At 65.0% G+C, this 21215-nt stretch carries 28 protein-coding genes, 1 pseudogene and 1 riboswitch; of the genes and pseudogenes, 9 read left to right on the top strand and 20 right to left on the bottom strand.

The window, feature by feature from the left end:
- Nucleotides 1–60 precede the first annotated feature (60 nt).
- Nucleotides 61–696, top strand: coding sequence for a ParA family partition ATPase (gene parA, locus PARHAE_RS14820; protein WP_126155359.1), 636 nt, complete (start codon nt 61–63; stop codon nt 694–696).
- Here the strand turns inward: parA and PARHAE_RS14815 are convergent.
- The 7 genes from PARHAE_RS14815 to PARHAE_RS14785 form a co-directional block, all read right to left on the bottom strand.
- Nucleotides 693–1433: an ABC transporter ATP-binding protein gene (locus PARHAE_RS14815; protein WP_420899414.1), complete on the bottom strand. Its 741-nt coding sequence runs from the start codon at nt 1431–1433 to the stop codon at nt 693–695. The genes parA and PARHAE_RS14815 overlap by 4 nt on opposite strands.
- Nucleotides 1430–2416 (bottom strand): FecCD family ABC transporter permease, encoded by a 987-nt coding sequence (locus PARHAE_RS14810; protein ID WP_126155357.1) that lies wholly within the window; start codon nt 2414–2416, stop codon nt 1430–1432. The genes PARHAE_RS14815 and PARHAE_RS14810 overlap by 4 nt, the downstream gene beginning before the upstream one ends.
- Complete coding sequence (locus PARHAE_RS14805) at nt 2413–3222, bottom strand: ABC transporter substrate-binding protein (protein ID WP_241232834.1); 810 nt, start codon at nt 3220–3222, stop codon at nt 2413–2415. Before PARHAE_RS14805 ends, PARHAE_RS14810 begins: the two co-directional genes overlap by 4 nt.
- The gene (locus PARHAE_RS14800) at nt 3209–5068 is read right to left on the bottom strand and encodes a TonB-dependent receptor plug domain-containing protein (protein WP_164555268.1); all 1860 of its coding nucleotides are present in this window, start codon (nt 5066–5068) and stop codon (nt 3209–3211) included. The genes PARHAE_RS14805 and PARHAE_RS14800 overlap by 14 nt, the downstream gene beginning before the upstream one ends.
- Nucleotides 5069–5199: 131 nt before the next feature.
- A riboswitch (cobalamin riboswitch) is annotated at nt 5200–5389 on the bottom strand.
- Between the two features lie 29 nt (nt 5390–5418).
- Nucleotides 5419–6096: an NAD-dependent deacylase gene (locus PARHAE_RS14795; RefSeq protein ID WP_126155354.1), complete on the bottom strand. Its 678-nt coding sequence runs from the start codon at nt 6094–6096 to the stop codon at nt 5419–5421.
- A 4-nt stretch (nt 6097–6100) separates the two neighbouring features.
- Entirely contained in the window at nt 6101–6403 is a 303-nt protein-coding gene (locus PARHAE_RS14790) for a hypothetical protein (protein ID WP_126155353.1), read from the bottom strand.
- A gap of 154 nt (nt 6404–6557) precedes the next feature.
- Complete coding sequence (locus PARHAE_RS14785; RefSeq protein WP_126155352.1) at nt 6558–6743, bottom strand: heavy-metal-associated domain-containing protein; 186 nt, start codon at nt 6741–6743, stop codon at nt 6558–6560.
- A gap of 37 nt (nt 6744–6780) precedes the next feature.
- Here PARHAE_RS14785 and PARHAE_RS14780 point away from each other — a divergent pair, with 37 nt between their 5' ends.
- From PARHAE_RS14780 to PARHAE_RS14755, 6 genes are read left to right on the top strand one after another with little or no spacing between them, the layout of a single operon-like run.
- Nucleotides 6781–7518 (top strand): HAD family hydrolase, encoded by a 738-nt coding sequence (locus PARHAE_RS14780; RefSeq protein ID WP_241232833.1) that lies wholly within the window; start codon nt 6781–6783, stop codon nt 7516–7518.
- Entirely contained in the window at nt 7511–8392 is an 882-nt protein-coding gene (locus PARHAE_RS14775) for a DMT family transporter (protein ID WP_126155351.1), read from the top strand. Before PARHAE_RS14780 ends, PARHAE_RS14775 begins: the two co-directional genes overlap by 8 nt.
- Before the next feature lie 50 nt (nt 8393–8442).
- Nucleotides 8443–10242, top strand: coding sequence for a translation elongation factor 4 (lepA, locus tag PARHAE_RS14770; RefSeq protein WP_126155350.1), 1800 nt, complete (start codon nt 8443–8445; stop codon nt 10240–10242).
- A gap of 21 nt (nt 10243–10263) precedes the next feature.
- Nucleotides 10264–10812 (top strand): hypothetical protein, encoded by a 549-nt coding sequence (locus PARHAE_RS14765; protein ID WP_126155349.1) that lies wholly within the window; start codon nt 10264–10266, stop codon nt 10810–10812.
- Nucleotides 10809–11078, top strand: coding sequence for a hypothetical protein (locus tag PARHAE_RS14760; RefSeq protein WP_126155348.1), 270 nt, complete (start codon nt 10809–10811; stop codon nt 11076–11078). The genes PARHAE_RS14765 and PARHAE_RS14760 overlap by 4 nt, the downstream gene beginning before the upstream one ends.
- Complete coding sequence (locus tag PARHAE_RS14755) at nt 11075–11542, top strand: hypothetical protein (protein WP_126155347.1); 468 nt, start codon at nt 11075–11077, stop codon at nt 11540–11542. Before PARHAE_RS14760 ends, PARHAE_RS14755 begins: the two co-directional genes overlap by 4 nt.
- Nucleotides 11543–11634: 92 nt before the next feature.
- Here PARHAE_RS14755 and PARHAE_RS14750 read toward each other — a convergent pair whose 3' ends face one another.
- Nucleotides 11635–12210 (bottom strand): REP-associated tyrosine transposase, encoded by a 576-nt coding sequence (locus PARHAE_RS14750; RefSeq protein ID WP_241232832.1) that lies wholly within the window; start codon nt 12208–12210, stop codon nt 11635–11637.
- A gap of 120 nt (nt 12211–12330) precedes the next feature.
- Between PARHAE_RS14750 and PARHAE_RS21175 the strand changes: the two genes are divergently transcribed.
- Nucleotides 12331–12507 carry a hypothetical protein gene (locus tag PARHAE_RS21175; RefSeq protein ID WP_164555267.1) on the top strand — a complete coding sequence of 59 codons (177 nt, stop codon included), beginning with the start codon at nt 12331–12333 and terminating at the stop codon, nt 12505–12507.
- Nucleotides 12508–12512: 5 nt separating this feature from the next.
- On the opposite strand, the gene PARHAE_RS21170 is transcribed toward PARHAE_RS21175, so the two are convergent.
- Nucleotides 12513–12671 carry a hypothetical protein gene (locus PARHAE_RS21170; RefSeq protein ID WP_164555266.1) on the bottom strand — a complete coding sequence of 53 codons (159 nt, stop codon included), beginning with the start codon at nt 12669–12671 and terminating at the stop codon, nt 12513–12515.
- Between the two features lie 59 nt (nt 12672–12730).
- On the bottom strand, nt 12731–13108 hold the full coding sequence (locus PARHAE_RS14745) for a hypothetical protein (protein ID WP_126155346.1): 378 nt from the start codon (nt 13106–13108) through the stop codon (nt 12731–12733).
- Between the two features lie 69 nt (nt 13109–13177).
- On the opposite strand from PARHAE_RS14745, the gene PARHAE_RS14740 reads away from it, so the two are divergent.
- Entirely contained in the window at nt 13178–13435 is a 258-nt protein-coding gene (locus tag PARHAE_RS14740) for a hypothetical protein (RefSeq protein ID WP_126155345.1), read from the top strand.
- Nucleotides 13436–13480: 45 nt separating this feature from the next.
- Here the strand turns inward: PARHAE_RS14740 and PARHAE_RS14735 are convergent, their stop codons facing one another.
- The 10 genes and pseudogenes from PARHAE_RS14735 to PARHAE_RS21415 form a co-directional block, all read right to left on the bottom strand.
- Entirely contained in the window at nt 13481–13618 is a 138-nt protein-coding gene (locus tag PARHAE_RS14735) for an entericidin EcnAB (RefSeq protein ID WP_126155344.1), read from the bottom strand.
- Between the two features lie 62 nt (nt 13619–13680).
- On the bottom strand, nt 13681–14064 hold the full coding sequence (gene rbsD, locus PARHAE_RS14730) for a D-ribose pyranase (protein WP_126155343.1): 384 nt from the start codon (nt 14062–14064) through the stop codon (nt 13681–13683).
- Nucleotides 14065–14068: 4 nt separating this feature from the next.
- Nucleotides 14069–15259 carry a dipeptidase gene (locus tag PARHAE_RS14725; RefSeq protein WP_126155342.1) on the bottom strand — a complete coding sequence of 397 codons (1191 nt, stop codon included), beginning with the start codon at nt 15257–15259 and terminating at the stop codon, nt 14069–14071.
- A gap of 59 nt (nt 15260–15318) precedes the next feature.
- Nucleotides 15319–17136: a M3 family oligoendopeptidase gene (locus PARHAE_RS14720; protein WP_126155341.1), complete on the bottom strand. Its 1818-nt coding sequence runs from the start codon at nt 17134–17136 to the stop codon at nt 15319–15321.
- 66 nt (nt 17137–17202) lie between these two features.
- A complete protein-coding gene (locus tag PARHAE_RS14715) occupies nt 17203–18012 on the bottom strand; it encodes a GNAT family N-acetyltransferase (RefSeq protein ID WP_206436976.1) in 810 nt (269 codons plus the stop codon).
- Nucleotides 18009–18749, bottom strand: a complete 741-nt coding sequence (locus tag PARHAE_RS14710; protein WP_126155340.1) for a DUF72 domain-containing protein — start codon at nt 18747–18749, stop codon at nt 18009–18011. Before PARHAE_RS14710 ends, PARHAE_RS14715 begins: the two co-directional genes overlap by 4 nt.
- 319 nt (nt 18750–19068) lie before the next feature.
- A complete protein-coding gene (locus tag PARHAE_RS14705) occupies nt 19069–19812 on the bottom strand; it encodes a hypothetical protein (RefSeq protein WP_126155339.1) in 744 nt (247 codons plus the stop codon).
- Between the two features lie 2 nt (nt 19813–19814).
- The gene (locus PARHAE_RS14700) at nt 19815–20423 is read right to left on the bottom strand and encodes an AbiV family abortive infection protein (RefSeq protein WP_126155338.1); all 609 of its coding nucleotides are present in this window, start codon (nt 20421–20423) and stop codon (nt 19815–19817) included.
- Nucleotides 20424–20443: 20 nt separating this feature from the next.
- Nucleotides 20444–20923, bottom strand: a pseudogene (locus PARHAE_RS14695) (AAC(3) family N-acetyltransferase); the annotation flags it as partial.
- A 55-nt stretch (nt 20924–20978) separates the two neighbouring features.
- Nucleotides 20979–21215 (bottom strand): hypothetical protein (locus PARHAE_RS21415; RefSeq protein WP_206436973.1); only part of this gene is annotated, 237 nt, incomplete at its 5' end.

Raw genomic sequence — 21215 nt, 5'->3', positions numbered from 1 at the left:
CGTGCAATCGCACCGGGCGACGGCTAACCTTCCGATACGTCAGGCGGGGGACAGCAGGCGATGGCAGGCAGGATCATCACGGTCGCGCAGCAGAAGGGCGGGTCGGGCAAGACGACCCTTGCTGTCAATCTGGCCGTCAGCCTGCATGAACGCGGCCATTCGGTGGCCCTGATCGACACCGATCCGCAGGGCAGCCTGGGCCGCTGGTTCATCGAGCGGATGCAGGCCCAGGGCGAGGACGAGGCGATGGATTTCTCGACCTCGTCGGCCTGGGGGGCCAGCTACGAATCCGAGAAGCTGAAAAAGCGGTTCGATTTCGTCATCATCGACACGCCGCCCAAGATCGACAGCGACCTTCGCCCGGCTTTGCGGGTGGCCGATCTGGTGCTGGTGCCGGTGGCGACCAGCCATGTCGACCTGTGGGCGACCGAGGGCGTTCTGGATCTGGCGCGACGCGAAAAGGCGCCGGTGCTGGTGGTGATGAACCGCGTGCGCCCCAACACCCGCCTCTCGGCCGAGGTCGCGCAGAAGGCCTCGGAACTGGGGGCGGAAGTGGCCGGGACGCAGGTGTCGAACCGGGTGCTTTATGCCGAAACCCTGGGCCAGGGCGTCGGCGCGCTGGAACGCGTCCGCAGCGGCCCCGCGCGGGACGAAATCGCCGCGCTGACGGACGAGGTGCTGGCGGCCATCGGCTAGACCGGCAGGATGGCGGGGCCGTCCGGCGTGTCGACCCGGCGCACGGTGATCCCGAAGGCGCGGCGCAGCATGTCGTCGTGCAGCACCGCATCGGCCGAACCGTCCGCCAGAACCCGCCCGTCCGAGACCAGCACCAGCCGCGTGCAGAACCGCGCCGCCAGCCCCAGGTCGTGGATCGAGGCCAGGACCGTCCGCCCTTCCGCCGCCAGATCGCGGAACAGCCGCAGGCAGGCCAGTTGCTGCGCCGGATCCAGCCCCGCGACGGGTTCGTCGGCGATCAGCAGGGGCGTGTCCTGCGCCAAGGCGCGGGCGATCAGGGCGCGGTTCTGTTCGCCCCCCGACAGGCGCAGGGCGGTGCGCTTGCGGAACGCCTGCAAGCCCATGCGGGCGATGGCCGCGTCGGTGGCGATGCGGTCGATGCCGCTGCGGCCGCCGTCGGGCCAGGGGATGCGGCCCAGGGCCACCAGATCCTCAACGCTGAGCGGCCAGGCGATCTCTCGCGATTGCGGCAGATAGGCGGCGTGGCGGGCGCGCGCGCCGGGCGTCATGGCGGCCAGGCTGGAGGCGCCGGAAAAGGGGATCAGGCCAAGCGCGGCCTCCATCAGCGTGGATTTCCCGGCGCCGTTGGGGCCGATCAGGCCGACGAACTCGGCCCGCTCCAAGACCAGAGAGACGCCGTGCAGCACCGGGCGGTTGCGGCGGGTGACGGACAGGCCGGACAGACGCAGGACCATCAGACGCGGCCCCCGCTGCGGGTTTTCCAGATCAGGTGCAGGAACAGCGGCGCGCCGACGATGGCGGTCAGCACCCCCAGCTTCAGGTCGCGGTCGGGAACGATCAGCCGCACGGCGATGTCGGCCCCCAGCAACAGCGCCGCGCCGCCAAGAGCCGAGGCGGGCAGCAGGGCGGACGGCCGCGCGCCGACCCAGGGGCGCAGGATATGCGGGACGACAAGGCCCACGAAGCCGATGGCCCCCGCCACGGCCGTGGCGGGGCCGACGATCAGCGCCGTGCCCGCGACCAGCCGCCAGCGCAGCGCGGCGGCGGACACGCCCATCGCCTGGGCCGCGGCCTCGCCCAGGGTCAGCGCGTCCAGGGCGCGGCGGGTGGACAGGATCAGCGCGGCGCCAAGGACCATCGGCGGCAGGGCCAGCCAGACATGCAGCATGGACCTGTCGGCCAGCGATCCCATCAGCCAGAAGACGATCTCGTTCGCGGCATAGGGGTTGGGCGACAGGTTCAGCACCAGGGCCGTGCCTGCGCCAGCCAATGCCGAAATGGCGACCCCCGCCAGGATCAGCGTGACCGAGCCTCCGCGCGGCCCAGCCAGCGCCACCAGCAGGCTGACGCCGACCGCCGCCCCCGCGAGCGCGGCCAGGGGCAGGGCCAGGACCGCCGCCATCGACAGCCCAGTCTGGATCGCCAGCACCGCCCCAAGCGCGGCCATGCCCGAGACGCCGATCAGCGCGGGTTCGGCCAGCGGGTTGCGCAGATAGCCTTGCAGGGCGGCGCCGGTCAGGCCCAGCCCGGCGCCCACTGCGACCCCCAGGATCGCGCGGGGCAGGCGGATTTCGCGCATCACGATGGCCAGCGGGCCGTCGCCGCCCAGCACCAGGGCGCGCAGTGAATCCGTCACCGGCAATCCCGCAGGCCCGGTCAGCAGCGAGGCCAGGAACAGCGCGGCCACCAGGCCGGACAGGACGACGAACAGCCCCCTCATCGCAGCGACCGGATGGCCTGGACGATGAAGGGCGTGCCGCAGACCCAGTCGCGGTCGGTCACCTGCCCCTCGGCCGGGGCGATGGCGGACAGGGCGGGGTGGTCCAGGATCGCTTCGCCCCGCGACTGGCCGGGCCATTTCGCGCCGGTGATCAGCCGGTCGGGGCGGGTCATCACCAGCAGTTCCATCGGCAGGGGGGTGGTGGTCGCGATGCCGTAATCGCCCGCCACATTGTCATAGCCCGCCGCATCCAGGATCGTCCCGGCCAGCGTCGCGCGCCCCGAGGTGAAGCCGTTCGCGTAATACAGCGCCGCGCGGCCCCGGCGGTCGGGGCTGCGCGCCTGGGCCAGGTCGGCGTCGAAGCGGTCCAGAAGATCGCGCGCGGCCTGGGGGCGGCCCAGCAGATCGCCCATGCGGAGGATTTCCGCACGGATCGCGTCCAGGCTTTCGGCGGGGGGCAGGGTCTCGACCCGGATGCCCAGGCGGCGCAGCATCGCCACCGTCGCGGTCCCGCTATAGGTGCCGGCGATCACCAGATCGGGCCGCATCAGATAGATTTCCTCGGCCCGGCCGGTGTTCTTCGCATAAGCCGCCGCCCGGTCCGCCATCGGCGACATGCGCGGATCGGACGCCAGGTCGCTGACCGAGATCAGCTGGCCCGGCGCCGCCAGCAGCATCGCCAACTGGTCGCTGCACAGGTTCATCGACACCACGCGCTGCGGCGCCGCCCCCGTTGTCTTGGAGGCGGCGGGCAGGGCGGCGGCGATCAGCGCCGCCGCCGCAAGGATCGCCCTAGAACGACGCACGCAGCCCCGCATAGATCGCCCGGCCCGATGTGCCATAGCCGTTGACCCACTGGTAATCCTCGTCAAGGGCGTTCTCCAACCGCAGATAGGCGGTGGCATTGTCGCGGACGGGATGGCTGACCAGCAGGTCCACGGTGGTGAAATCGTCCATGTCGTTCGGACGGCCCGCGACATGCTGGATCTGGATGCCCGCCGTGGTGCCGGTGGCAAGGACCGTCTCGGCCCCCAGGTTCAGGGTGCGTTCGGGCACCTTGGCCCATTCCGAATCGACCTGATTGTCGATGAAGGTATAGCTGGCGGTCAGCGCATGGCCCGCGCCGAAGGCATAGCGCCCGTCCAGTTCGACGCCCCGGCGGCGGGCGGTGCCGTCCTTCTGGACGTAGCAGCCCGGCCATCCGTCCGGTGCCTGCGCCGATGCACAGTTGGTCGAAAGCTGATCCCAGCCGATCAGGTTGTTCGCCCGCAGCCAGAAGGCGGTCGCGCGCAGATGGCTGTCGCCCCATTGTTTTTCCACGCCCACCTCATGGGTGCGGCTTTCCTCGCGTTCCAGCGAGGCGTTGCCAAAGGGGCCGAACAGTTCGTAAAGCGAAGGCGCCCGGAAGCCGTTGCCCAGGGCGGCGCGGAACAGCAGGTCGTCGGCCGCGCGCCAGACCGCCGTCACCCGGCCCGAGGTGAAGCCGCCGAAGCGCGAATGATCGTCGCGCCGAACCGATGTCGTCACGTCGATCCGGTCGCCAAGCGCCGTGGTCGTTTCCACGAAGACGCCGTTCAGGCGGGCATCGCCATTGCCTTTGGCTTCCTCTTTTTCCGTATCGGCGCCGAACACGGCGCGCACGCCTCCGCCCAGGTCGGTCGCGCCCTGCCAAGACAGTTTCGTGCGCGTGCCCACAAAGGGCGTGACTGTGCCGTTAGACCAGCTTTGCCGGTCGATGCGGTAACGCGTCAGGGCGATCTCGTGATCGACGGCGCCGGTCTGGAACTGCGCGAAGCCGCGCAGGCCATAGCTTTCGCGGTCGTTGTAGTCGTCGCCCGGCGTCCCCGTCACATCGCCGCCGAAATCGTCGAAATCGCCAGTGCTGTCTTCCCAGAAGCCATTGAAGCCGATGGTGGCGCCGCTTTCCAGCGCATAGGCGGAATAGAAGGACAGGCGCGTCGCCTCGTACCCGTCATCCTCGAAATTGCCGTCCCGTTCGTCGCGCGCGGAAAAGCCGTCGCTGCGGATATGGCTGACCTGGAAGGCCAGGTCGGCATCGGCGCGGCGCAAGGTTGCGCCATAGCTGGCGGTCAGGGTGTCGAAGCTGCCCGCCTCGATCCCGAAATGGTGGTGCAACCCGTCTTCGGCCGGGCGCAGGGATTGCAGCGACAGCACCCCCGCCACCGCGCGCGAGCCGTACAGCGCCGATTGCGCGCCGCGCAGCAGTTCGGCCCGGTTCACGGACTGGCCGATCATTCCGCCGATGTCATAAGAAGGCTGGCCCGCGGCCGGATCCGACACCTCGATGCCGTCGATCACGACGGGCAGGTATTGCGCCGGGGCGCCGCGAAGGATCAGCGATCCCGTGGTGCCCAGCGGTCCCGACTGGCGCAGCGTCACGCCCGGCAGGCGCGACAGGCTGCGGGCCAGGGGCTGGCCCGCGCGATCTGCCAGGTCATCGGCGCCCAGCACGGAAACGGAACTGCCCGACCGGGCCAGATCGGTGGCCTCGCGGTTGGCCGTCAGGGTGATGTCGTCCAGGACGATGGCGCCGGGGGCCGCGTCCTGCGCGGCGGCAGGCAGCGCCGTGGTCAGGGCCAGGGCGGCAAGCAGGGTAATGGGCAGGGTCGGGAAAATGGGTCTTGTGGTCACGAATGACATCCTTCCAGGAACCCCGGCCAGGACCGGGGCGCGATGCGGTTCGTCCGAAAGGGATTGGACCTGTCGGACAGCGACACCACCACGACGGAAGTTTCCGTTTCCGGCGCGCCCCTCGCACGCCGTCAGGGTGATCGCGTTCGGCAGGTCTCCTGACTTGCGGGTCACGGCTTGGCCGGGCCTTCCCGGTCCTGGGGGACCAGTGGCGTTGTCCGGCCCGGCTCTCCGCTGACAGTTGCGGGGGCAGTCGCGGAATTTCACCGCGTTCCCTTTTAACCGGGTTTGGAACCCGGAACCGAGGCATCGCCGCCATAGCCCAGGGACGGGCGCGCAGGCAAGCGCAATCAGCCCAGCGAGGCCACCCAGTCGGGCACCGTGCGGCTGGCCGGCCCGGTGATCCGCCGATGGAAATCGCGGGCGTTGGCGCTGTCGTCCAGGTTCAGTTCCACGCATTCGACGCCGCCGCGCCGAGCAGCCTGGGCAAACCCCGCCGCCGGATAGACATTGCCCGAGGTGCCGATGGCCGCGAACAGATCGGCGCTTTCCAGCGCGTCCCAGATGCGTTCCATGTGATAGGGCATTTCGCCGAACCAGACGATATCCGGGCGCGTGGAAGGGCGGGCGCAGGCGGGGCAGGGGTCGTCGGGGGACATGACCGGCGGCGCGGGCCAGCGATGCCCGCAGGCCGCGCACAGCGCGCCGGTCAGGCTGCCGTGCATGTGGATCACGTCCGGGCTGCCCGCGCGTTCGTGCAGGTCGTCGACATTCTGCGTGACCAGCGTCAGGTCATGCCGCCGCGCCAGGTCGGCCAGCGCCAGATGCGCGGCATTCGGCCGCGCCCCGGCGGCGGCCGCGCGCCGCATGTTGTAGAAGCGGTGGACCAGTTCGGGATCGGCGGCAAAGCCCTCGGGCGTCGCCACGTCCTCGACCCGGTGGTTTTCCCACAGGCCGTCGCTGGCGCGGAAGGTGGCAAGCCCGCTTTCGGCGGAAATGCCCGCGCCGGTCAGGACGGTGATGCGCACGGGCTTAGCGGCAGTAAGCCTCGGCCTGGGATGCGAACCGCTTGTAGCGCGCCCAGAAGGCGTTGTCCGCGTTGGATTTCGACATCCGAACTTCTTGCGCCTCGTGCGGGTCGCGGAAGAAGGACGCGGCGCGGCGCTGATCGGACCGCGACAGGGTCTGGTTCGCGACCTGCTGGATGCAGCCGCACAAGGGCGCATTGCCGCGCGCGCGGTCGGACCGGACGCAGGCGCTGTCGATCGGGCCGGCCATGGCCAGGGGCGCGGTCATCATGATGGCCGCGGCCGCAATGACTATGCGGTTGAGCATGAACTGTCTCCTCGGTTGCCTTGTCTGCGATGGCGGGCGCCGGTTGTCCCGGTCTGCGTGCCCATCCGGCTGCAACGGTATCAGAAAGGGTCCGCCCGCTCAATCAGGCGCTGTGCCGCAGGGCTTCGCCTGCGGCGTCAAGGCGTTGCGCTGGTCAGGCGGGGCTGACCTCGTATCCGGCGTCGCGAATCGCCTGGGCGGCGCGGCCTGCGTCCAGGCCGTCCACCGCGACGGTCTTCTGCGCCAGGTCGACCGTGGCACGTCCGCCCGCTTGGGCGATGGCGGCCTCGATGGCAGCCTTGCAATGGCCGCAGGTCATGTCGGGAACGGTGAAGGTCATGGCAATCCTTTCGGGGGTTTGACAAGCTTGCGCCAGCATGATCCTGCATGACGGCGACGGCAAGACGGGGGATGCGATGATCGAGGCCATCGGACTGGATGCCGACGACACCCTGTGGGAAAACGAGACGTTTTTCCGCGTGACCGAGGGCGAATTCGTCGCCCTGCTGGGCGATCATGCCGAAGGCGCCGACATCGCCAGCCGGTTGCTGGACGTGGAACGCGCGAACCTGGCCCGCTATGGTTTCGGCATCAAGGGCTTCATGCTGTCGATGGTCCAGACTGCCATCGAACTGACCGACGGGCGCATCGACGGCCGCGCCATCGGCCGGATCCTGGAACTGGGGCAGGAGATGCTGGCCCATCCGGTCGATCTGCTGCCGGGGGTGCCGGAGGCGCTTGATGCGCTGACGGGGCGCCGGCTGATCCTGATCACCAAGGGCGACCTGATCGACCAGGAACGCAAGATCGCCGCATCCGGGCTGGCAGACCGCTTCGACGCCGTCGAGATCATTGCCGACAAGTCGCCCGAATCCTATGCCCGTGTGCTGTTTCGCGCAGGCGTCGCACCAGACCGTTTTCTGATGGCCGGAAATTCGATGAAAAGCGACGTGCTGCCGGTCGTCGAACTGGGCGGTCACGGCGTCTTCATCCCGCATGACCTGACCTGGGTCGTCGAACATGCCGAGGCGCCCGACCATCCCCGTGCCCATCGGCTGAAGACCATCGCCGACCTGCCCGCCCTGATCGACCGGCTGGAATCCCGCCATGCATAACCTGCGCGCCGCCCTGCTGATGGTCCTGGCCATGGCCGCCTTTGCCGCCGAGGACGCGTTGCTGAAGGCCCTGTCCGGCAGCATCCCCACCGGGCAGCTGCTGGCCGTGATCGGCTTTGCAGGAATGGTCGTCTTCGGCATCTGGATCGCCGTCGGACCCGAGGGGCTGCGCCTGCGCACCCTGCTGCGCCCGCAGGTGGTCATCCGCAACCTGTGCGAGGGGGTCTGCGCGGTGACCTTCGTCACCGCGTTGGCGACCGGGGATCTGTCCATCGCCTCGGCCATCCTGCAAGCCCAGCCGCTGCTGATGACGTTGGGCGCGGCACTGTTTCTGGGCGAACAGGTGGGCTGGCGCCGCTGGCTGTCCATCGCCGTGGGCTTTGCGGGCGTGCTGTTGATCGTCAAGCCCGGCACCGCGTCCTTCGAGGTCAGCTCGATCTTCGCCGTCATCGCGGTGATGACGCTGGCCGTGCGCGACCTGATCACCCGCCGCCTGCCGCCCGAAGTCGGATCGGGCCTGCTGTCCGCCGGGGCCTTCGGGTCGATGGGTGCCGCCGGATTGGTGCTGCTGATCCTGGGCGGGCAATCGGCGGTGGTGCCGACGCCGGGGCAGGGGGCGCTGATGGCCGCGACGCTGTGCTTTGGCCTGCTGGGATACATCACCATGGTGATCGCCACCCGCATCGCGGAAATCGCCGTGATCGCGCCCTTCCGCTATTCCCGGCTGCTGTTCGCGCTGCTGCTGGCGGTCGGCGTTTTCCGCGAACGTCCCGACGCGCTGACCCTGACCGGGGCCGCGCTGATCGCCGGGGCGGGCATCTACTCCATGTGGCGCGAGGCGCGGCTGCGCCGGGCGCATCTGGCCGCGCTGTAACGCTGCAAAATCCCCTTCCCGCAGGGCCAAAGCCCTTGTATAGCCCGGCCATGACCGAGCTTTCCCTGATCCGCAATTTCTCGATCGTGGCCCATATCGACCACGGCAAATCCACCCTGGCCGACCGGCTGATCCAGTCGACGGGCACTGTCGCCGACCGCGACATGAAGGCCCAGATGCTGGACAGCATGGATATCGAACGCGAACGCGGCATCACCATCAAGGCCAACACCGTCCGCATCGTCTATCCGGCGAAGGACGGCCAGACCTATATCCTGAACCTGATCGACACGCCGGGCCATGTCGACTTCGCCTACGAGGTCAGCCGGTCCATGCGCGCCGTCGAGGGATCGCTGCTGGTCGTGGACGCGTCCCAGGGGGTCGAGGCGCAGACGCTGGCCAATGTCTATCAGGCCATCGACGCGGGCCACGAGATCGTGCCGGTCTTGAACAAGATCGACCTGCCGGCGGCGGAACCTGAACGCGTCAAGGAAAACATCGAGGAAGTGATCGGCATCGACGCATCCGACGCGATCCCGATTTCCGCCAAGACCGGCCTGGGCATCCCCGACGTGCTGGAAGCCATCGTCACCCGCCTTCCCGCCCCCAAGGGCGACCGCGACGCTCCGCTGAAGGCGATGCTGGTGGACAGCTGGTATGACGCCTATCTGGGCGTGGTGGTGATGATCCGCGTCATGGACGGCGTGATCCGCAAGGGCGACCGCGTGAAGATGATGCAGACCGGCGCGGTTTACGGCATCGACAAGCTGGCCGTGCTGACCCCGCAGATGGTGGACATCCCGGAACTGGGACCGGGCGAGATCGGCGTCTTCACCGCCTCGATCAAGCAGGTCCGCGACACCCGCGTGGGCGACACCATCACCCATGAGCGCAAGGGCGCCGACGTGGCCCTGCCCGGCTTCAAGCCCGCCCAGCCGGTGGTCTTCTGCGGGCTGTTCCCCGTCGACGCCAACGATTTCGAGGCCCTGCGCGACGCCATCGAGAAGCTGGCGCTCAACGACGCGTCCTTCAGCTATGAGATGGAAACCTCGGCCGCGCTTGGCTTCGGCTTCCGCTGCGGTTTCCTGGGGCTGCTGCACCTGGAGGTCGTGCGCGACCGGCTGGAACGCGAATACGACCTGGATCTGATCACCACCGCGCCGTCGGTGGTCTTCAAGCTGCACATGCGCGACGGAGAGGTCCGCGACCTGCACAACCCCGCCGACATGCCCGACCTGACCCATGTCGACCATATCGAGGAGCCGCGCATCAAGGCCACGATCATGGTCCCCGACGAATACCTGGGCGACGTGCTGAAGCTGTGCCAGGACCGCCGCGGCATCCAGCTGGACCTGACCTATGCGGGCAGCCGGGCGATGGTGGTCTATGACCTGCCGCTGGCCGAGGTGGTGTTCGACTTCTATGACCGCCTGAAATCCGTGACCAAGGGCTATGCCAGCTTCGATTACCAGATCAGCGAATACCGCGAGGATTTCCTCGTCAAGATGTCGATCCTGGTCAACGACGAGCCCGTGGACGCCCTGTCCATCATGGTCCACCGCGACCGCGCCGAGGCGCGCGGCCGGGTGATGGTGGAAAAGCTCAAGGAACTGATCCCCCGGCACATGTTCAAGATCCCGATCCAGGCGGCGATCGGCGCCCGCGTCATCGCGCGCGAAACGCTGAGCGCCATGCGCAAGGACGTGACGGCGAAGTGTTACGGCGGGGACGCGACGCGGAAGAAGAAGCTGCTGGAGAAGCAGAAGGCCGGCAAGAAGAAGATGCGCCAGTTCGGCAAGGTGGAGATCCCGCAGACGGCGTTCATTCAGGCGTTGAAGATGGATGGGTAGTGTCGATGATTTGGATAGTAAATGAAATTTAATCTATACAGACTGTCTTTGACAGAGCCATCAACTAAGGCGCTTTTTGATGAGCCTTTTGAAGGCGACAGAAAAGGATTCTTGCGTGATATATTTTCTCACGATTTTGATTTTGTTGGGTGGGGCGGGGTTGTACTAAAATACATTCATCTAGCTACAGAAAATGACGCTATCTTTGGGTCGGTTTGTAGATGGCGTTCTGAGATAGGACAGGCTAACCCTGCTGACCCCTTTGCGGAAAGTGAGCAAGGTGCGTGGCATCACTCATCGTTTCTGATTAATTTGGCTAATGACGAGCAGGTTATTGCCGTCGGGGATGTGGCGAAAGTTGGAAAGCCTCATACGCAAGTTGAGTATTTAGTTCGCCACCTAAATACGAAATATTCCGGGCACCCTTTTAAGATAGATTATTTTAATGTTTCCAGAGAAGAATCTTTTAAAAAGGCTATTGAAGCATATCCGGGCAAAGTAACATTAATAAAGTTTGATGTTGTTGCCCAAATCCAATTAATGGTGAAGCTGCGACAAAAAAGGCATTGAAGAAACTTAGAGAGCAAACCAATGCGGACAGGGTGAAGGGGGCGCTCCAAAGCGATGAAGGATTAAACGTCAACAACCCTCGCATTTTGGGAATTGCAGAATATGCAAATTCTGGAGCGGGTGATATCATAGCAAAAGGCGGGGAGGATCTTATTTATGACTCCTGTCAGCGTGGTGTTGTTATTGAAGGAGATGACAGACTTTTACCAGTGAAAGAGCCTCCTGCCGGTTTTAGTGATTTTGTTCGAAGGATGCTGAGAAGATGAGAGTGGTCCAGATAGTTGTGTTGATAGCTCTAGCTACCTTCCTTGCATGTTTATCAGTTTGTCGTCCTGAAGTTCTCTCTCGAAACAGTTTCTTAGATGGCTTTGTGAATCATGAATACGTAAATATAATTTCTGTTATGGTCACTGTTAACTTGGTCACAATAATACAGATATTTTTAGAATATTCTAGGATAGAACGAAGGTTTAAGATAAAAGTTTTTAGTGATGCACGTCGCAAGCTATCTATCAGTGCTTTGATGCTGATAGGGTGCATAGTTGCATCTTTCTTTATTGCTATATTCAGAAGTTCGATAGAAAATTCACTTATGAGTAACGCCATTCGCTCAGGCCTTCATTCATCTGCGCTGCTCACAATATTGGTGTGTGTGCTGGTAATGTATGATTTGATACGCGTGGTTTACGTCCTTGCAAACGAAGAGCCTGTCGATGGACCATCTGACTGATTATAGCCAGCAAGCGTACTAGGGGGGGGTTCTACCCCACCACTCCCACGCGCCGCCCGTCCTAAACGCTGGGGTAAACCCCACCCTACGTCTCACAATCCGCTGCGGTTGGCCCGTCGCCGGGCCATGGTGGGGTGAAACCCCACCCTACGGGGCGCCAATGCGGCTTGCCCAATCATCCGGCCTACCGCCATGTCTCGGTGAAACGATGAATACGGCCAATCCTCGGGCCGCGTGACCAACCCATGCTTCACCGGGTTGAACCAACAATACCGCATATGCGTCGCATGATCTTCGTCATTGCGAATGTGATGCTCCCAAAACCGCCGCTGCCAAACGCCGGAATCCCCCTTCGCCACCTTGGATGCCGACCGTAGGGTGGGGTTCCACCCCACCGTCTCCCTCACCGCCCGCGAGAACCGCGCCTTGATCGCACCCCATTGGACGCCGTAATCGCAATCCCCCTCGGGCAAGCGCCAGACGCAATGCAGGTGATCCGGCAAGACCACCCAAGCCTCGATCCCGAAAGGCCGTTCCGCCCGCGTCACCCTCACCGCGTCGCGCAAATCTTCGATCTGCTCCACCAGCAGCCGACTGCCACGCTGCGCCAAGGCAACGGTGAAGAAGATCGGTACGCCCGGCAGGCGAGGGCGAAGATAGCGCGACATGCCCCTCCTCGCGCAACCGGGTTAACAAAACGTGGGGTGCATCCCCGCTATCTGATCCCGATCAAGGCGCATCCGCCCGAATCGTGCCATCCTTCACCCGAACCAAATTCGGAGATCACGATGGCCCGTCTTTTCATGCTCTTGTTGTCGATCGTCATGACCTCGCTGGCGGGGATCGGCGTGGTGGCCGTGCTGGCGATGGGGTTCTATGACTGGAAGTCCATCCTGATCGCCGCCGCCATCGGCGCGGCACTTGCGGTGCCCGCGACCTGGCTGGTGGCGCGGCAGCTTGCCTGACGCCGCTATCGGCGGCGGCCCGGAAACCACATCGCGAACCATGCGTCCGTCCACGCGCGTTGCCAGTCCTGCAACATCCGGGTCTGGGTCTTGCTGGTTTCGGCCATGATCTGGCCTCGGGCGGTGGCGGCCGCGCTGTTGGCTGCCGACAGCCATGCGCTCATCCAGGGGTTTTTCATCTCGCTCTCCGTTGAAGGCCGGCAGGGGGCGCGGCCGGTTGCCGTCAGTCCCGGAAGGGAACGATCCGCTGGCAGTAATTGCCGACCGCCATCGCGACCGGGATCGAGCCGTCGCGCGGCCCGCCACCGAATTGCGACAGGCCCGCCCCCTCGGCCTGCTGCGCGGGATCCAGGGTGAAGACGATCCCCTGGCCCGCCCGGCGCGGCTTGGGCGAGGCGCGCCACAGCCGCGTCTTGCCAGGCAGATCCAGAACGCGCTGCGCGAAATCGCCCGCCGCGCACCAATAGTCGGTGTCCCCGCGCCGAACCTCGTGGATGACCGTGATCTCGGCCGGCCCGGTCCGCACCGCCGTCATGCCGTTCTGCGCGGTGAAGGCCGCGGCCGGCAACGGCAGAAGCATCGCAAGGATCGTCAAGCGCATCGCATTCTCCTTCGGAACCGCCGTCGCCGCCTGTTCGTTTCACCGGAACCTGTCCATCGGAGCACGATCATGCATCTTCGACTGTTCCTGATCCATATCTGGGTCGCCTCGATTGCCGGGGCGGTGGTGATCGCGGGCCTGGCAATGGGCTATGTCGGCGTCGCGACCTTCGTCTGGGGGGCGGTTATCGGCCTGGCCCTGGGCATTCCCGCCGCGTTGCTGAACTGGGTCTATCTGCGCCCGAACCGCTCGCAACAGATCGGCTGGACCTGGCCCATCGCCAACCGGATCCGCTCGGCCGCAAGGCAGCATCCGTCGACCCGCTAAGCGCAGCGATCGAAGGCGGCCCCGAAAGGCCGCCTTCGATCCGTTCTACATCGCCTCGGCGCTTTCCTGCTGGATCACCTGGCCGGCGGTCGACACATCGCGCCCCAAGCCTTGCGCCGTTTGGCATCCGGCCAGAGTCATCATCGCAAGAATGGCGCCAAGGCCAAGAAAGGTCTTCTGCATCCGTCCACACTCCTTTGCATGATCTGCGACCGAACGCGTTGTCTGGCAGCGGGTTCCAGGGCTTAGAACGCCACACCCGACCACAGCGCTACGTTGGCATAGGGCGTGAACTCTCCGGTCCGTACGACCGCGCGGGCGCCGCAGGTCAGGGCCTTGAAGTCCGGATGCGGGACGATGTCGGCCTTGCCCAGGGCGCGAAAGCGCAGGGCCTGGACCAGATCCGCCGATGCCTCGGAAGCCCAGGCGGACCGTTCGACCACCAGTTCGGCCAACACCGCGTCCAGCACATCGAAGAAGCCTGGCACCCCGCGCGTCACGGCCAGATCAATGCAGCGCACCCCCGGCGGGACGGGCAGCCCGGCATCGCCGATCACCAGCAGGTCGCCATGGCCCATCGCGGCGATCAGGCCCGACAGTTCGGAATGCAGCAAGGCGGTGCGCTTCATGGTTCTAGCCCTCGGGCAGAGTTTCGGACAGATAGCGGATCATGTTGCCGCCCATGACCTTGGCGATCTGCGCCTCGGACAGGCCTTGGTCCAGCAGCGCCTGGGTCAGCGCCGCCAGATGCGCCGCGTCGAAGGGCACCCCGACCGACCCGTCATAGTCCGACCCCAGCGACACATGATCCTCGCCCACCAGGGCGATGGCGGCGACGATGCTTTCCGCGATATGCGCGGGGGTTCCGCCGCAGACCACATCGGACCAGAAGCCGATGCCGATCACGCCGCCCTTGGACGCGGTCTGGCGGACCAGTTCGTCGTCCAGGTTGCGGTGGCTGCCGCAATGGCCGCGAATGCCGGTATGGGACAGGACCGGCCGCGCATCCGGGATCGCCAGCACGTCCTGCACCATCAGCGGCGAGGCATGGGCCAGGTCGATCACCATGCCGCGTTCGATCATGCCTTCGACCACCTGCCGTCCGAAATCCGAAAGCCCCGCACCGGTGCCGCCTTCGCCATGCAGGCTGCCGCCCAATTCGTTGTCGAAGAAATGCGTCAGCCCCATCAACCGAAATCCGGCGTCATAGAGCACGTCCAGGTTGCCGATCTCGCCTTCCAGCGGATGCCCGCCCTCTGACCCCAGCACCGCGCCCAGCACCCGCTGCCCGCCCGCCCGCGCGTCAAGAACGGCTTGCAGGTCGGCCCGCGTGCGGATCAGGCGCAGCCGGTCGGGCGCGGCCTCGGCGGCGCGGGCGAGGGCCTCGGCCTGCACAAGCGCGCGCTCGCGCAGGGAAAACCACGACCGGACCGGGCGCAATTGCCCGATGAACAGCGGCGTGATGTTGTCAGGGGCATCGGTGCTGTTCTGGTCATAGTTCTGGCCGCGAGGGCTTTTCGTAACCGTGGTGAAAACCTGCACCGCGACATTGCCGTCCAGCAGGCGCGGCACGTCGGTATGGCCCCGGTCGGCGCGGTCCAGGATGTCGCGGTCCCACAGCAGCGCGTCGGAATGCCAGTCGCCGATCACCAGCCGATCATGCAAAGCCCGAGCCTCGGCGCTGACGGGCCAGCCCTCGGCCGGCATCCGCAGCGGGTTCAGGCCGCGCTCGACATAGCCCGGCGCAAAGACGAGGAAAGCCGCCGCCGCCAGCACGACCAGCACCGCCACCGCTGCAAATATCCGTTTCAGCATCGCCACCATCTTCTGTGCAAAAATATCCGCGGGGGAATCCGCGCAGCGGATGGGGGCGGCAGCCCCCCTTAGGCCTCCAAGGCCTCAAGCTCGTCGATGAAGCCCTCGATCATAGCCAGCCCCTTGTCCCAGAACTTTGGGTCCGACGCATCCAGCCCGAAAGGCGCCAGCAGATCCTTGTGATGCTTCGATCCGCCCGCCGCCAGCAGGTCGAAATATTTCGCCTGGAAATCCGGCAGCCCGCCCTCATAGGCCGCATAAAGCGCGTTCACCAGCCCGTCGCCGAAGGCATAGGCATAGACGTAGAAGGGCGAATGCACGAAATGCGGGACATAGGTCCAGAAGGTCTCGTAACCCGGCATGAACTCGAAAATCGGGCCAAGGCTTTCGGCCTGCACCGACATCCACAGCGCGTTGATGTCGTCGGGGGTCAACTCGCCCTCGGCGCGGGCCGCGTGCAGCTTGCATTCGAAATCATAGAAGGCGATCTGGCGGACGACCGTGTTGATCATGTCCTCGACCTTGCCCGCCAGCAGGGCCTTTTTCTGCGCCGGATCGGTGGTCCTGGCCAGCAGCGCGCGGAAGGTCAGCATCTCGCCAAACACGGATGCGGTTTCGGCCAGGGTCAGCGGGGTGGATGCCAGCAGTTCCCCCTGGCCTGCGGCCAGCCGCTGATGGACGCCGTGGCCCAGTTCGTGCGCCAGGGTCATCACGTCGCGCGGCTTGCCCAGATAGTTCAGCATCACATAGGGATGCACGGTGGTCACGGTCGGATGGGCAAAGGCCCCAGGCGCCTTGCCCGGCGTCACGGCGGCGTCGATCCAGCCCTTGTCGAAGAACGGCCGCGCCAGATCCGCCAGCCGGGGCGAGAAGCCCGCATAGGCGTCCAGCACCGTTGCCCGTGCCTCGTCCCAGGCCACCACCCGGTCCGAGGCGGTAGGCAGGGGGGCGTTGCGGTCCCAGACCTGCAACCTGTCCAGCCCCAGCCATTTCGCCTTCAGCGCGTAATAGCGATGCGACAGGCGCGGATAGGCGGCGGTGACGGCGTTCTTCAGCGCCTCGACCACCTCGGGTTCGACATGGTTGGCCAGATGGCGGCCGTATTGCGGGGTGGGCATCTTGCGCCACTTGTCCTCGATGGCCTTTTCCTTGGCCAGCGTGTTGTGGATGCGGGCGAACAGCTTGACGTTTCTGCCAAAGACCGCTGCCAGGGCGCGGGCCGCGGCCTCGCGGCGCCCACGATCATGGTCGGTCAGCAGGTTCAGCGTGGCCTCCAGGCCCAGCGTCTCGCCCTCCACGTCGAATTCCAGGGCGGCGGTGGTCTCGTCGAACAGCCGGTTCCAGGCGGCGGCGCCCACGACCGAGGTGTCGTGCAGGAACTGCTCCAGTTCGTCCGACAACTGGTGCGGGCGCATGGCGCGCATCCGGTCGAAGACGGGCTTGTAGCGGGCCGGACCATCGGCGGCGGCGAACACCGCCTCATAGGTCTGGTCCGGGATGCGGTTGAATTCCAGGCTGAAGAAGACCAGCGGCGTGGTGATGTCGGTGATCCGGCCTTGCAGGTCGCCCATCTGCTTGGCGCGCGCCGGGTCCAGCGTGTTCTGGTAATAGCGCAGCCCGACATAGGACATGATCCGCCCTGCGGTGATGTCGATGCGCTGATAGGCCTCGATGCAGGCCAGCATCTCGGGCGCGGTCAGGTCGGCCAGCTTGCCCTGATAGCGGGCGGCGAAATCGCGCGCCTCGGTTTCCAGCAGGGCGATGTCCGCGGTCAGTTCCGCCGACTCCGGTGCCGGATACAGGTCGGTCAGATCCCATGCGGGAAGGTTGCCAAGGTCGCTGCCCGTCACCTGTTCGCGGGCTTCGAAGGTCGGTTGTCCTGCCATCGGGGATCCTTTCGTGGTGGCACCCAGATGTAAACCACCGGGGGCAGGGCGCAAGGCTGCGCGGCCCTACAGCGTCACAAAAGCGGGCGCATGGCGGATGGCGCTGCCCTTGGGCAGGGTGCCGATCATCTGCATCGCCAGCCCGGCATAGGGCGAGGCCAACTCGGCAGGCTTGAAGCCCAGCGGCCCGTAATAGCCCGGCGCGCCGACCACCACGACCGAGGCCGCGCCGGCCCAGGACACGGCCTGATGGACCAGGGCCGCGCCGATGCCCCGGCCCTGCACCTTGGGCGTGACCGCCACGGGCGCCAGCGCAAAGGCCGGTGCCTCGGCCTCCAGCGGCGACAGGGCGGCATGGCCCAGGATCGTGCCCGCCGCCTCGGCCACCAGCGACAGGGACAGGTCGCCGTCCTCGCGCAGCTTGCGCACCAGCCGCGCCTCGTCGTCGCCGCCGAAGGCCGCGCGCAGCAGCGCGTCGATGGCGTCCAGATCGTGCCGGGTCTCTCGGCGGATCGCCGGGATCACGTCGTGGCGGTGAAAGTCGCGGCCGATGTCCGCGCCTTCGCGGCCCCATTCGCTGGCCTCGGTGCGCTGCCCATGGGCGGCGAAGGCGTCGGCATCGACGAACAGTTCCGACAGATGCCAGACCATCGGATCCTCGTCCTGCCACAGGTCGAAATGCAGGCAGCCCGGTTCCTCGCGGCTCAGCCGGATGTGATCGGGCAGCAGCGACAGCGCCGCCATCATCTGCGCGGCGTCCCGGCAGATCAGCCGCCCGGTCAGCCCGAACAGCGGCGTCTTCATCGCCACCGGCGCGCCTAAGGTGTCGTGATGGTGGCGGGGCGAATGATGGTGGCCGCAGGCGCAAGAGGTCATGGATGGTCCTTCAGACGGTCGATCAGCGCCATCGCGGCAGCCGGGTTGCGGGCCTTTTCGCCCGAGATGACGTACAGATACAGGTCGCCGTTCTTGCCCGCCTGCCGCGCCATGTCGGCCCAGCGGTCTAGGTCGGCACCGGCATAGCCGTTGGCGCGGTCGGTCGTGCCCATCAGCCGCCAATAGCCGAAATCGGCTGTGTCGGCGGCAATCTCGGGAAACTTGCTGTCCAAGGCGCGGACCAAAGCCACGCCGCGGTCGCGGCACAGGGCGGCGGCTTCTTCGGTGGCAAAGCTGTCATGGCGCGCCTCGACCGCATGGCGCAGGGGAATGCCGTCATGGCTGCCGGGCAACAGCGCCAGGAAAGCCGCGAAATCCTCGCGGTCGAACGTCTTCGTCTCGGCCAGCTGCCAGTTCAGCGGCCCCAGCTTGGCCCCCAGCCGGGTGATCCCCGAATCCAGGAACCGCGCCACGCTGTCGCCCGCCTCGGCCAGAGCCTTGCGGTTCGTGGCAAAGCGCGGCCCCTTCAGCGCGAAGACGAAATCCTCGGGCGTTTCGTCATGCCATTTCTGGAAGCTCTCGGGCTTCTGGCTGCCGTAATAGGTCGCGTTGATCTCGATCGAGGTCAGGCGGTGGCTGGCATATTCCAGTTCCCGCCGCTGCGGCAGGTCGTCGGGATAGAAGGCGCCGCCGCGCCAGGGCGCGAAGGTCCAACCGCCGATGCCGATGCGGATCATATGCGCCTCCCGATTCTGCCGCCCCATCCTGCAACAAAAAAGCCGACCCGCAAGGGGGTCGACCCAAGGATCATTCCCACTCTATTGTCTATTCATCGCATAAGCCATTGAAAATATGGCCCGAATTTTCCCGTTGGATCAAGCAATCCCGTCGTAGATACCGTCATAAATTTATCCTTTTGATTCTAAAAGGAAAACCATAAAACAAATTTTTTCTGAGATTTCGCCGTCTATCGGGAGCAATTGGACGACTCTCGAGTTGTGGTGTCGAAATTAGGCCGTACCGTTTTTCCCCACACATACCGTCACTAGAGCGCCGCTACGGAAGTGCGCGGCGCTGAGTATCCACGGCGATGCGCCAGCCCCGATTTATATAGCCTTTGCTCTCACTGGAGAGGCGTTTCCGCACCCCTTCTTTGCGCTCAAAGTCGATCGCTATCAGCCCGTCACCGACCTCCCGTAGAGGGGCATGCTGTTGGGCGGCCGCGAAGCGCGCGAGCAAGCTATCATCAGTCAACAGGTTTTCACCTCCGGAGATAGCCGTCGCAAGGATCATCATATCGTTTACGGAATTGCGGAAATTGGCTTTCACGTTGTTGTGCTGGACGAAATCCCACAGAAGCTGAATGCCGATCTCCGCCGTTTGCGGGACCAGCGGGACGCATTCTCGGATATGTTCACACAGATATGCGAAACGCGGCCGCAGCTTCTTCTGCAGCGGCTTTTCCAGAGACGACAGAATGTGCCCAAACGCAGGTACATTGCGGTCATTGATGATCGCCGCCGTGGCTCTACTATTGAATTCAATGAGTTGTGGGTAATCAGCTCCGAAGTCGAGAACCAGCCTTTGGACCGCGCCACCCTTCCAATTCGCGGGCGAGATTGACGGGGCGCCAAAATGCCGGCCGGCCTGGTATTTGATGTAATAACGGAAACGGGTTGTCGAATTTGGGTCATAAACCTCCAGAAATTCGTGGGCTGCAACGGACGAAATGCGTGCGCTACTCACTGCAATTCCCCGACCCTTATAAGCATACGACAGAATTTGGGTATCAATCATCATCGTCAGGCACGTCCATCCTTCAGACTCTTCGCACCTTCTTCGAGAAACCCCGATAGAAATTTCTCCATTTCTTCAATGAAATCCTCCGGCTTCTCTTCGCGGACCCGGTCCGTACGTTCAAGGAAACCTGACAGCAGGCCCTTTATCTCATCCGAGAAGCTCTCTAGTCGCCTAAGCATCTCCAACCCGCTTTGCGCATAGCCGAGAAACTCGGCGTTTCGTTCCACGATCTCAGCCAGCATCTCGTTGTTGATGCGTTCGCTTGGCGCGAGAAATTCCCCGTCGACCCAGTCAACGTATAGCGAGGCGTTCTTGGCCCGGTTCGACGTATCGTGAAATTCGCTCTGGGTTTGCCTAAACGCCTCCATAGCAGCCTCCCAGTCACCACGGGCTTTCGCATCTGTTTCTGCGGCAGAGCTCTTCAGCATGTACGCGTTGGATCTGTTCTTGGCAGTATGACGCCTGAAGGCGGCGAGCACCTTCTTCTCATGGACTTCGAACCCAAGAACCAGACTGACCGCCCAGGCGCCGAGGCTGTTGACCTTCGAGCATTCCTCGAGGGAGATCTGGTGGAGGCAAAGGGCACGTGCTACTGCGCCAGCTTTCGCCAGAAGCTCCGCCTCGCAAAAAAGCCGCTCCGCAGGACCTTTCCGCCATGCCCGACGAAGCGCTCCAGCGGCGAGCCTTCGCCCAGCGCCTGCCCAAGCCGGTGCGGGTCTGTCAGCGTGGCGGCAAGGGGACCGACCGCTACCATGGAGGCGTCGGGATGCGCGCTGCGCCGCGCGCCGGGTGCATCAAGTAGAAACCGGTTGAGCAGGCCGAAGCCGGGATAGGTGCCGGAGGTGGCCGGATCGAAGAGCGGCCATTGGCGGCGCAGATCCTCGTCCATCCGCGCACCATTCAGCGTTTCCTCATAGGGCGAGCGGTCCCATGAGGCATAACCCATTAGGGTCCCTGCAGACCCGACCGCGACGTGAAGGGCCGACACCACCGCCGCCGCGCCGCCGTCAACCGGGCCAATGGCTTTCATCGATGCGTGGACCATGATCAGGTCGCCGGGCAGGACGCTCAATCCTTGCAGGTCCGCCGTGATTGATTCGATCGTGTTCATTCCACTACCGCGCCGGATGGAAACGCATGCGTTGCGTGAGGCCAGAACCAAATACTCAACACCATTGCCGCCGCAACTTTCCAGCGTTCTTGTCGTCCGGCTTTCTTTCGATCAGCGACAATGCGGCATTCCCGGCCAGTTCATCGCCAGTTTCGTCGAACAGCCGCCCCAGGCAGAGGAAAATATTGCAGCGGACTAGGGTGTGTTGACGTTCACCGGAGTCGGATGACGGTTGCGGCGAGAGCAATGAAGGCGCTGAAACTTTCATCAGTCTTGCAGCAGCGCATGGCGA

It is taken from the genome of Paracoccus haematequi (assembly GCF_900631945.1).
In the GTDB taxonomy this organism is placed as follows: domain Bacteria; phylum Pseudomonadota; class Alphaproteobacteria; order Rhodobacterales; family Rhodobacteraceae; genus Paracoccus; species Paracoccus haematequi_A.
The sequence above is the reverse complement of the archived record's forward strand: the minus strand, read 5'-3'. Positions and strand labels throughout refer to the sequence as shown.

What these genes read in the sequence shown, in the direction of transcription:
- parA (WP_126155359.1), top strand. Translation starts at nt 61, where the DNA reads ATGGCAGGCAGGATCATCACGGTCGCGCAGCAGAAGGGCGGGTCGGGC.
- PARHAE_RS14810 (WP_126155357.1), bottom strand. Translation starts at nt 2,416, where the DNA reads ATGAGGGGGCTGTTCGTCGTCCTGTCCGGCCTGGTGGCCGCGCTGTTC.
- PARHAE_RS14790 (WP_126155353.1), bottom strand. Translation starts at nt 6,403, where the DNA reads ATGCTCAACCGCATAGTCATTGCGGCCGCGGCCATCATGATGACCGCG.
- PARHAE_RS14785 (WP_126155352.1), bottom strand. Translation starts at nt 6,743, where the DNA reads ATGACCTTCACCGTTCCCGACATGACCTGCGGCCATTGCAAGGCTGCC.
- PARHAE_RS14780 (WP_241232833.1), top strand. Translation starts at nt 6,781, where the DNA reads ATGATCCTGCATGACGGCGACGGCAAGACGGGGGATGCGATGATCGAG.
- PARHAE_RS14775 (WP_126155351.1), top strand. Translation starts at nt 7,511, where the DNA reads ATGCATAACCTGCGCGCCGCCCTGCTGATGGTCCTGGCCATGGCCGCC.
- lepA (WP_126155350.1), top strand. Translation starts at nt 8,443, where the DNA reads ATGACCGAGCTTTCCCTGATCCGCAATTTCTCGATCGTGGCCCATATC.
- PARHAE_RS14765 (WP_126155349.1), top strand. Translation starts at nt 10,264, where the DNA reads ATGAAATTTAATCTATACAGACTGTCTTTGACAGAGCCATCAACTAAG.
- PARHAE_RS14755 (WP_126155347.1), top strand. Translation starts at nt 11,075, where the DNA reads ATGAGAGTGGTCCAGATAGTTGTGTTGATAGCTCTAGCTACCTTCCTT.
- PARHAE_RS14750 (WP_241232832.1), bottom strand. Translation starts at nt 12,210, where the DNA reads ATGTCGCGCTATCTTCGCCCTCGCCTGCCGGGCGTACCGATCTTCTTC.
- PARHAE_RS21175 (WP_164555267.1), top strand. Translation starts at nt 12,331, where the DNA reads ATGGCCCGTCTTTTCATGCTCTTGTTGTCGATCGTCATGACCTCGCTG.
- PARHAE_RS21170 (WP_164555266.1), bottom strand. Translation starts at nt 12,671, where the DNA reads ATGAGCGCATGGCTGTCGGCAGCCAACAGCGCGGCCGCCACCGCCCGA.
- PARHAE_RS14745 (WP_126155346.1), bottom strand. Translation starts at nt 13,108, where the DNA reads ATGCGCTTGACGATCCTTGCGATGCTTCTGCCGTTGCCGGCCGCGGCC.
- PARHAE_RS14740 (WP_126155345.1), top strand. Translation starts at nt 13,178, where the DNA reads ATGCATCTTCGACTGTTCCTGATCCATATCTGGGTCGCCTCGATTGCC.
- PARHAE_RS14735 (WP_126155344.1), bottom strand. Translation starts at nt 13,618, where the DNA reads ATGCAGAAGACCTTTCTTGGCCTTGGCGCCATTCTTGCGATGATGACT.
- rbsD (WP_126155343.1), bottom strand. Translation starts at nt 14,064, where the DNA reads ATGAAGCGCACCGCCTTGCTGCATTCCGAACTGTCGGGCCTGATCGCC.
- PARHAE_RS14725 (WP_126155342.1), bottom strand. Translation starts at nt 15,259, where the DNA reads ATGGTGGCGATGCTGAAACGGATATTTGCAGCGGTGGCGGTGCTGGTC.
- PARHAE_RS14720 (WP_126155341.1), bottom strand. Translation starts at nt 17,136, where the DNA reads ATGGCAGGACAACCGACCTTCGAAGCCCGCGAACAGGTGACGGGCAGC.
- PARHAE_RS14715 (WP_206436976.1), bottom strand. Translation starts at nt 18,012, where the DNA reads ATGACCTCTTGCGCCTGCGGCCACCATCATTCGCCCCGCCACCATCAC.
- PARHAE_RS14710 (WP_126155340.1), bottom strand. Translation starts at nt 18,749, where the DNA reads ATGATCCGCATCGGCATCGGCGGTTGGACCTTCGCGCCCTGGCGCGGC.
- PARHAE_RS14705 (WP_126155339.1), bottom strand. Translation starts at nt 19,812, where the DNA reads ATGATGATTGATACCCAAATTCTGTCGTATGCTTATAAGGGTCGGGGA.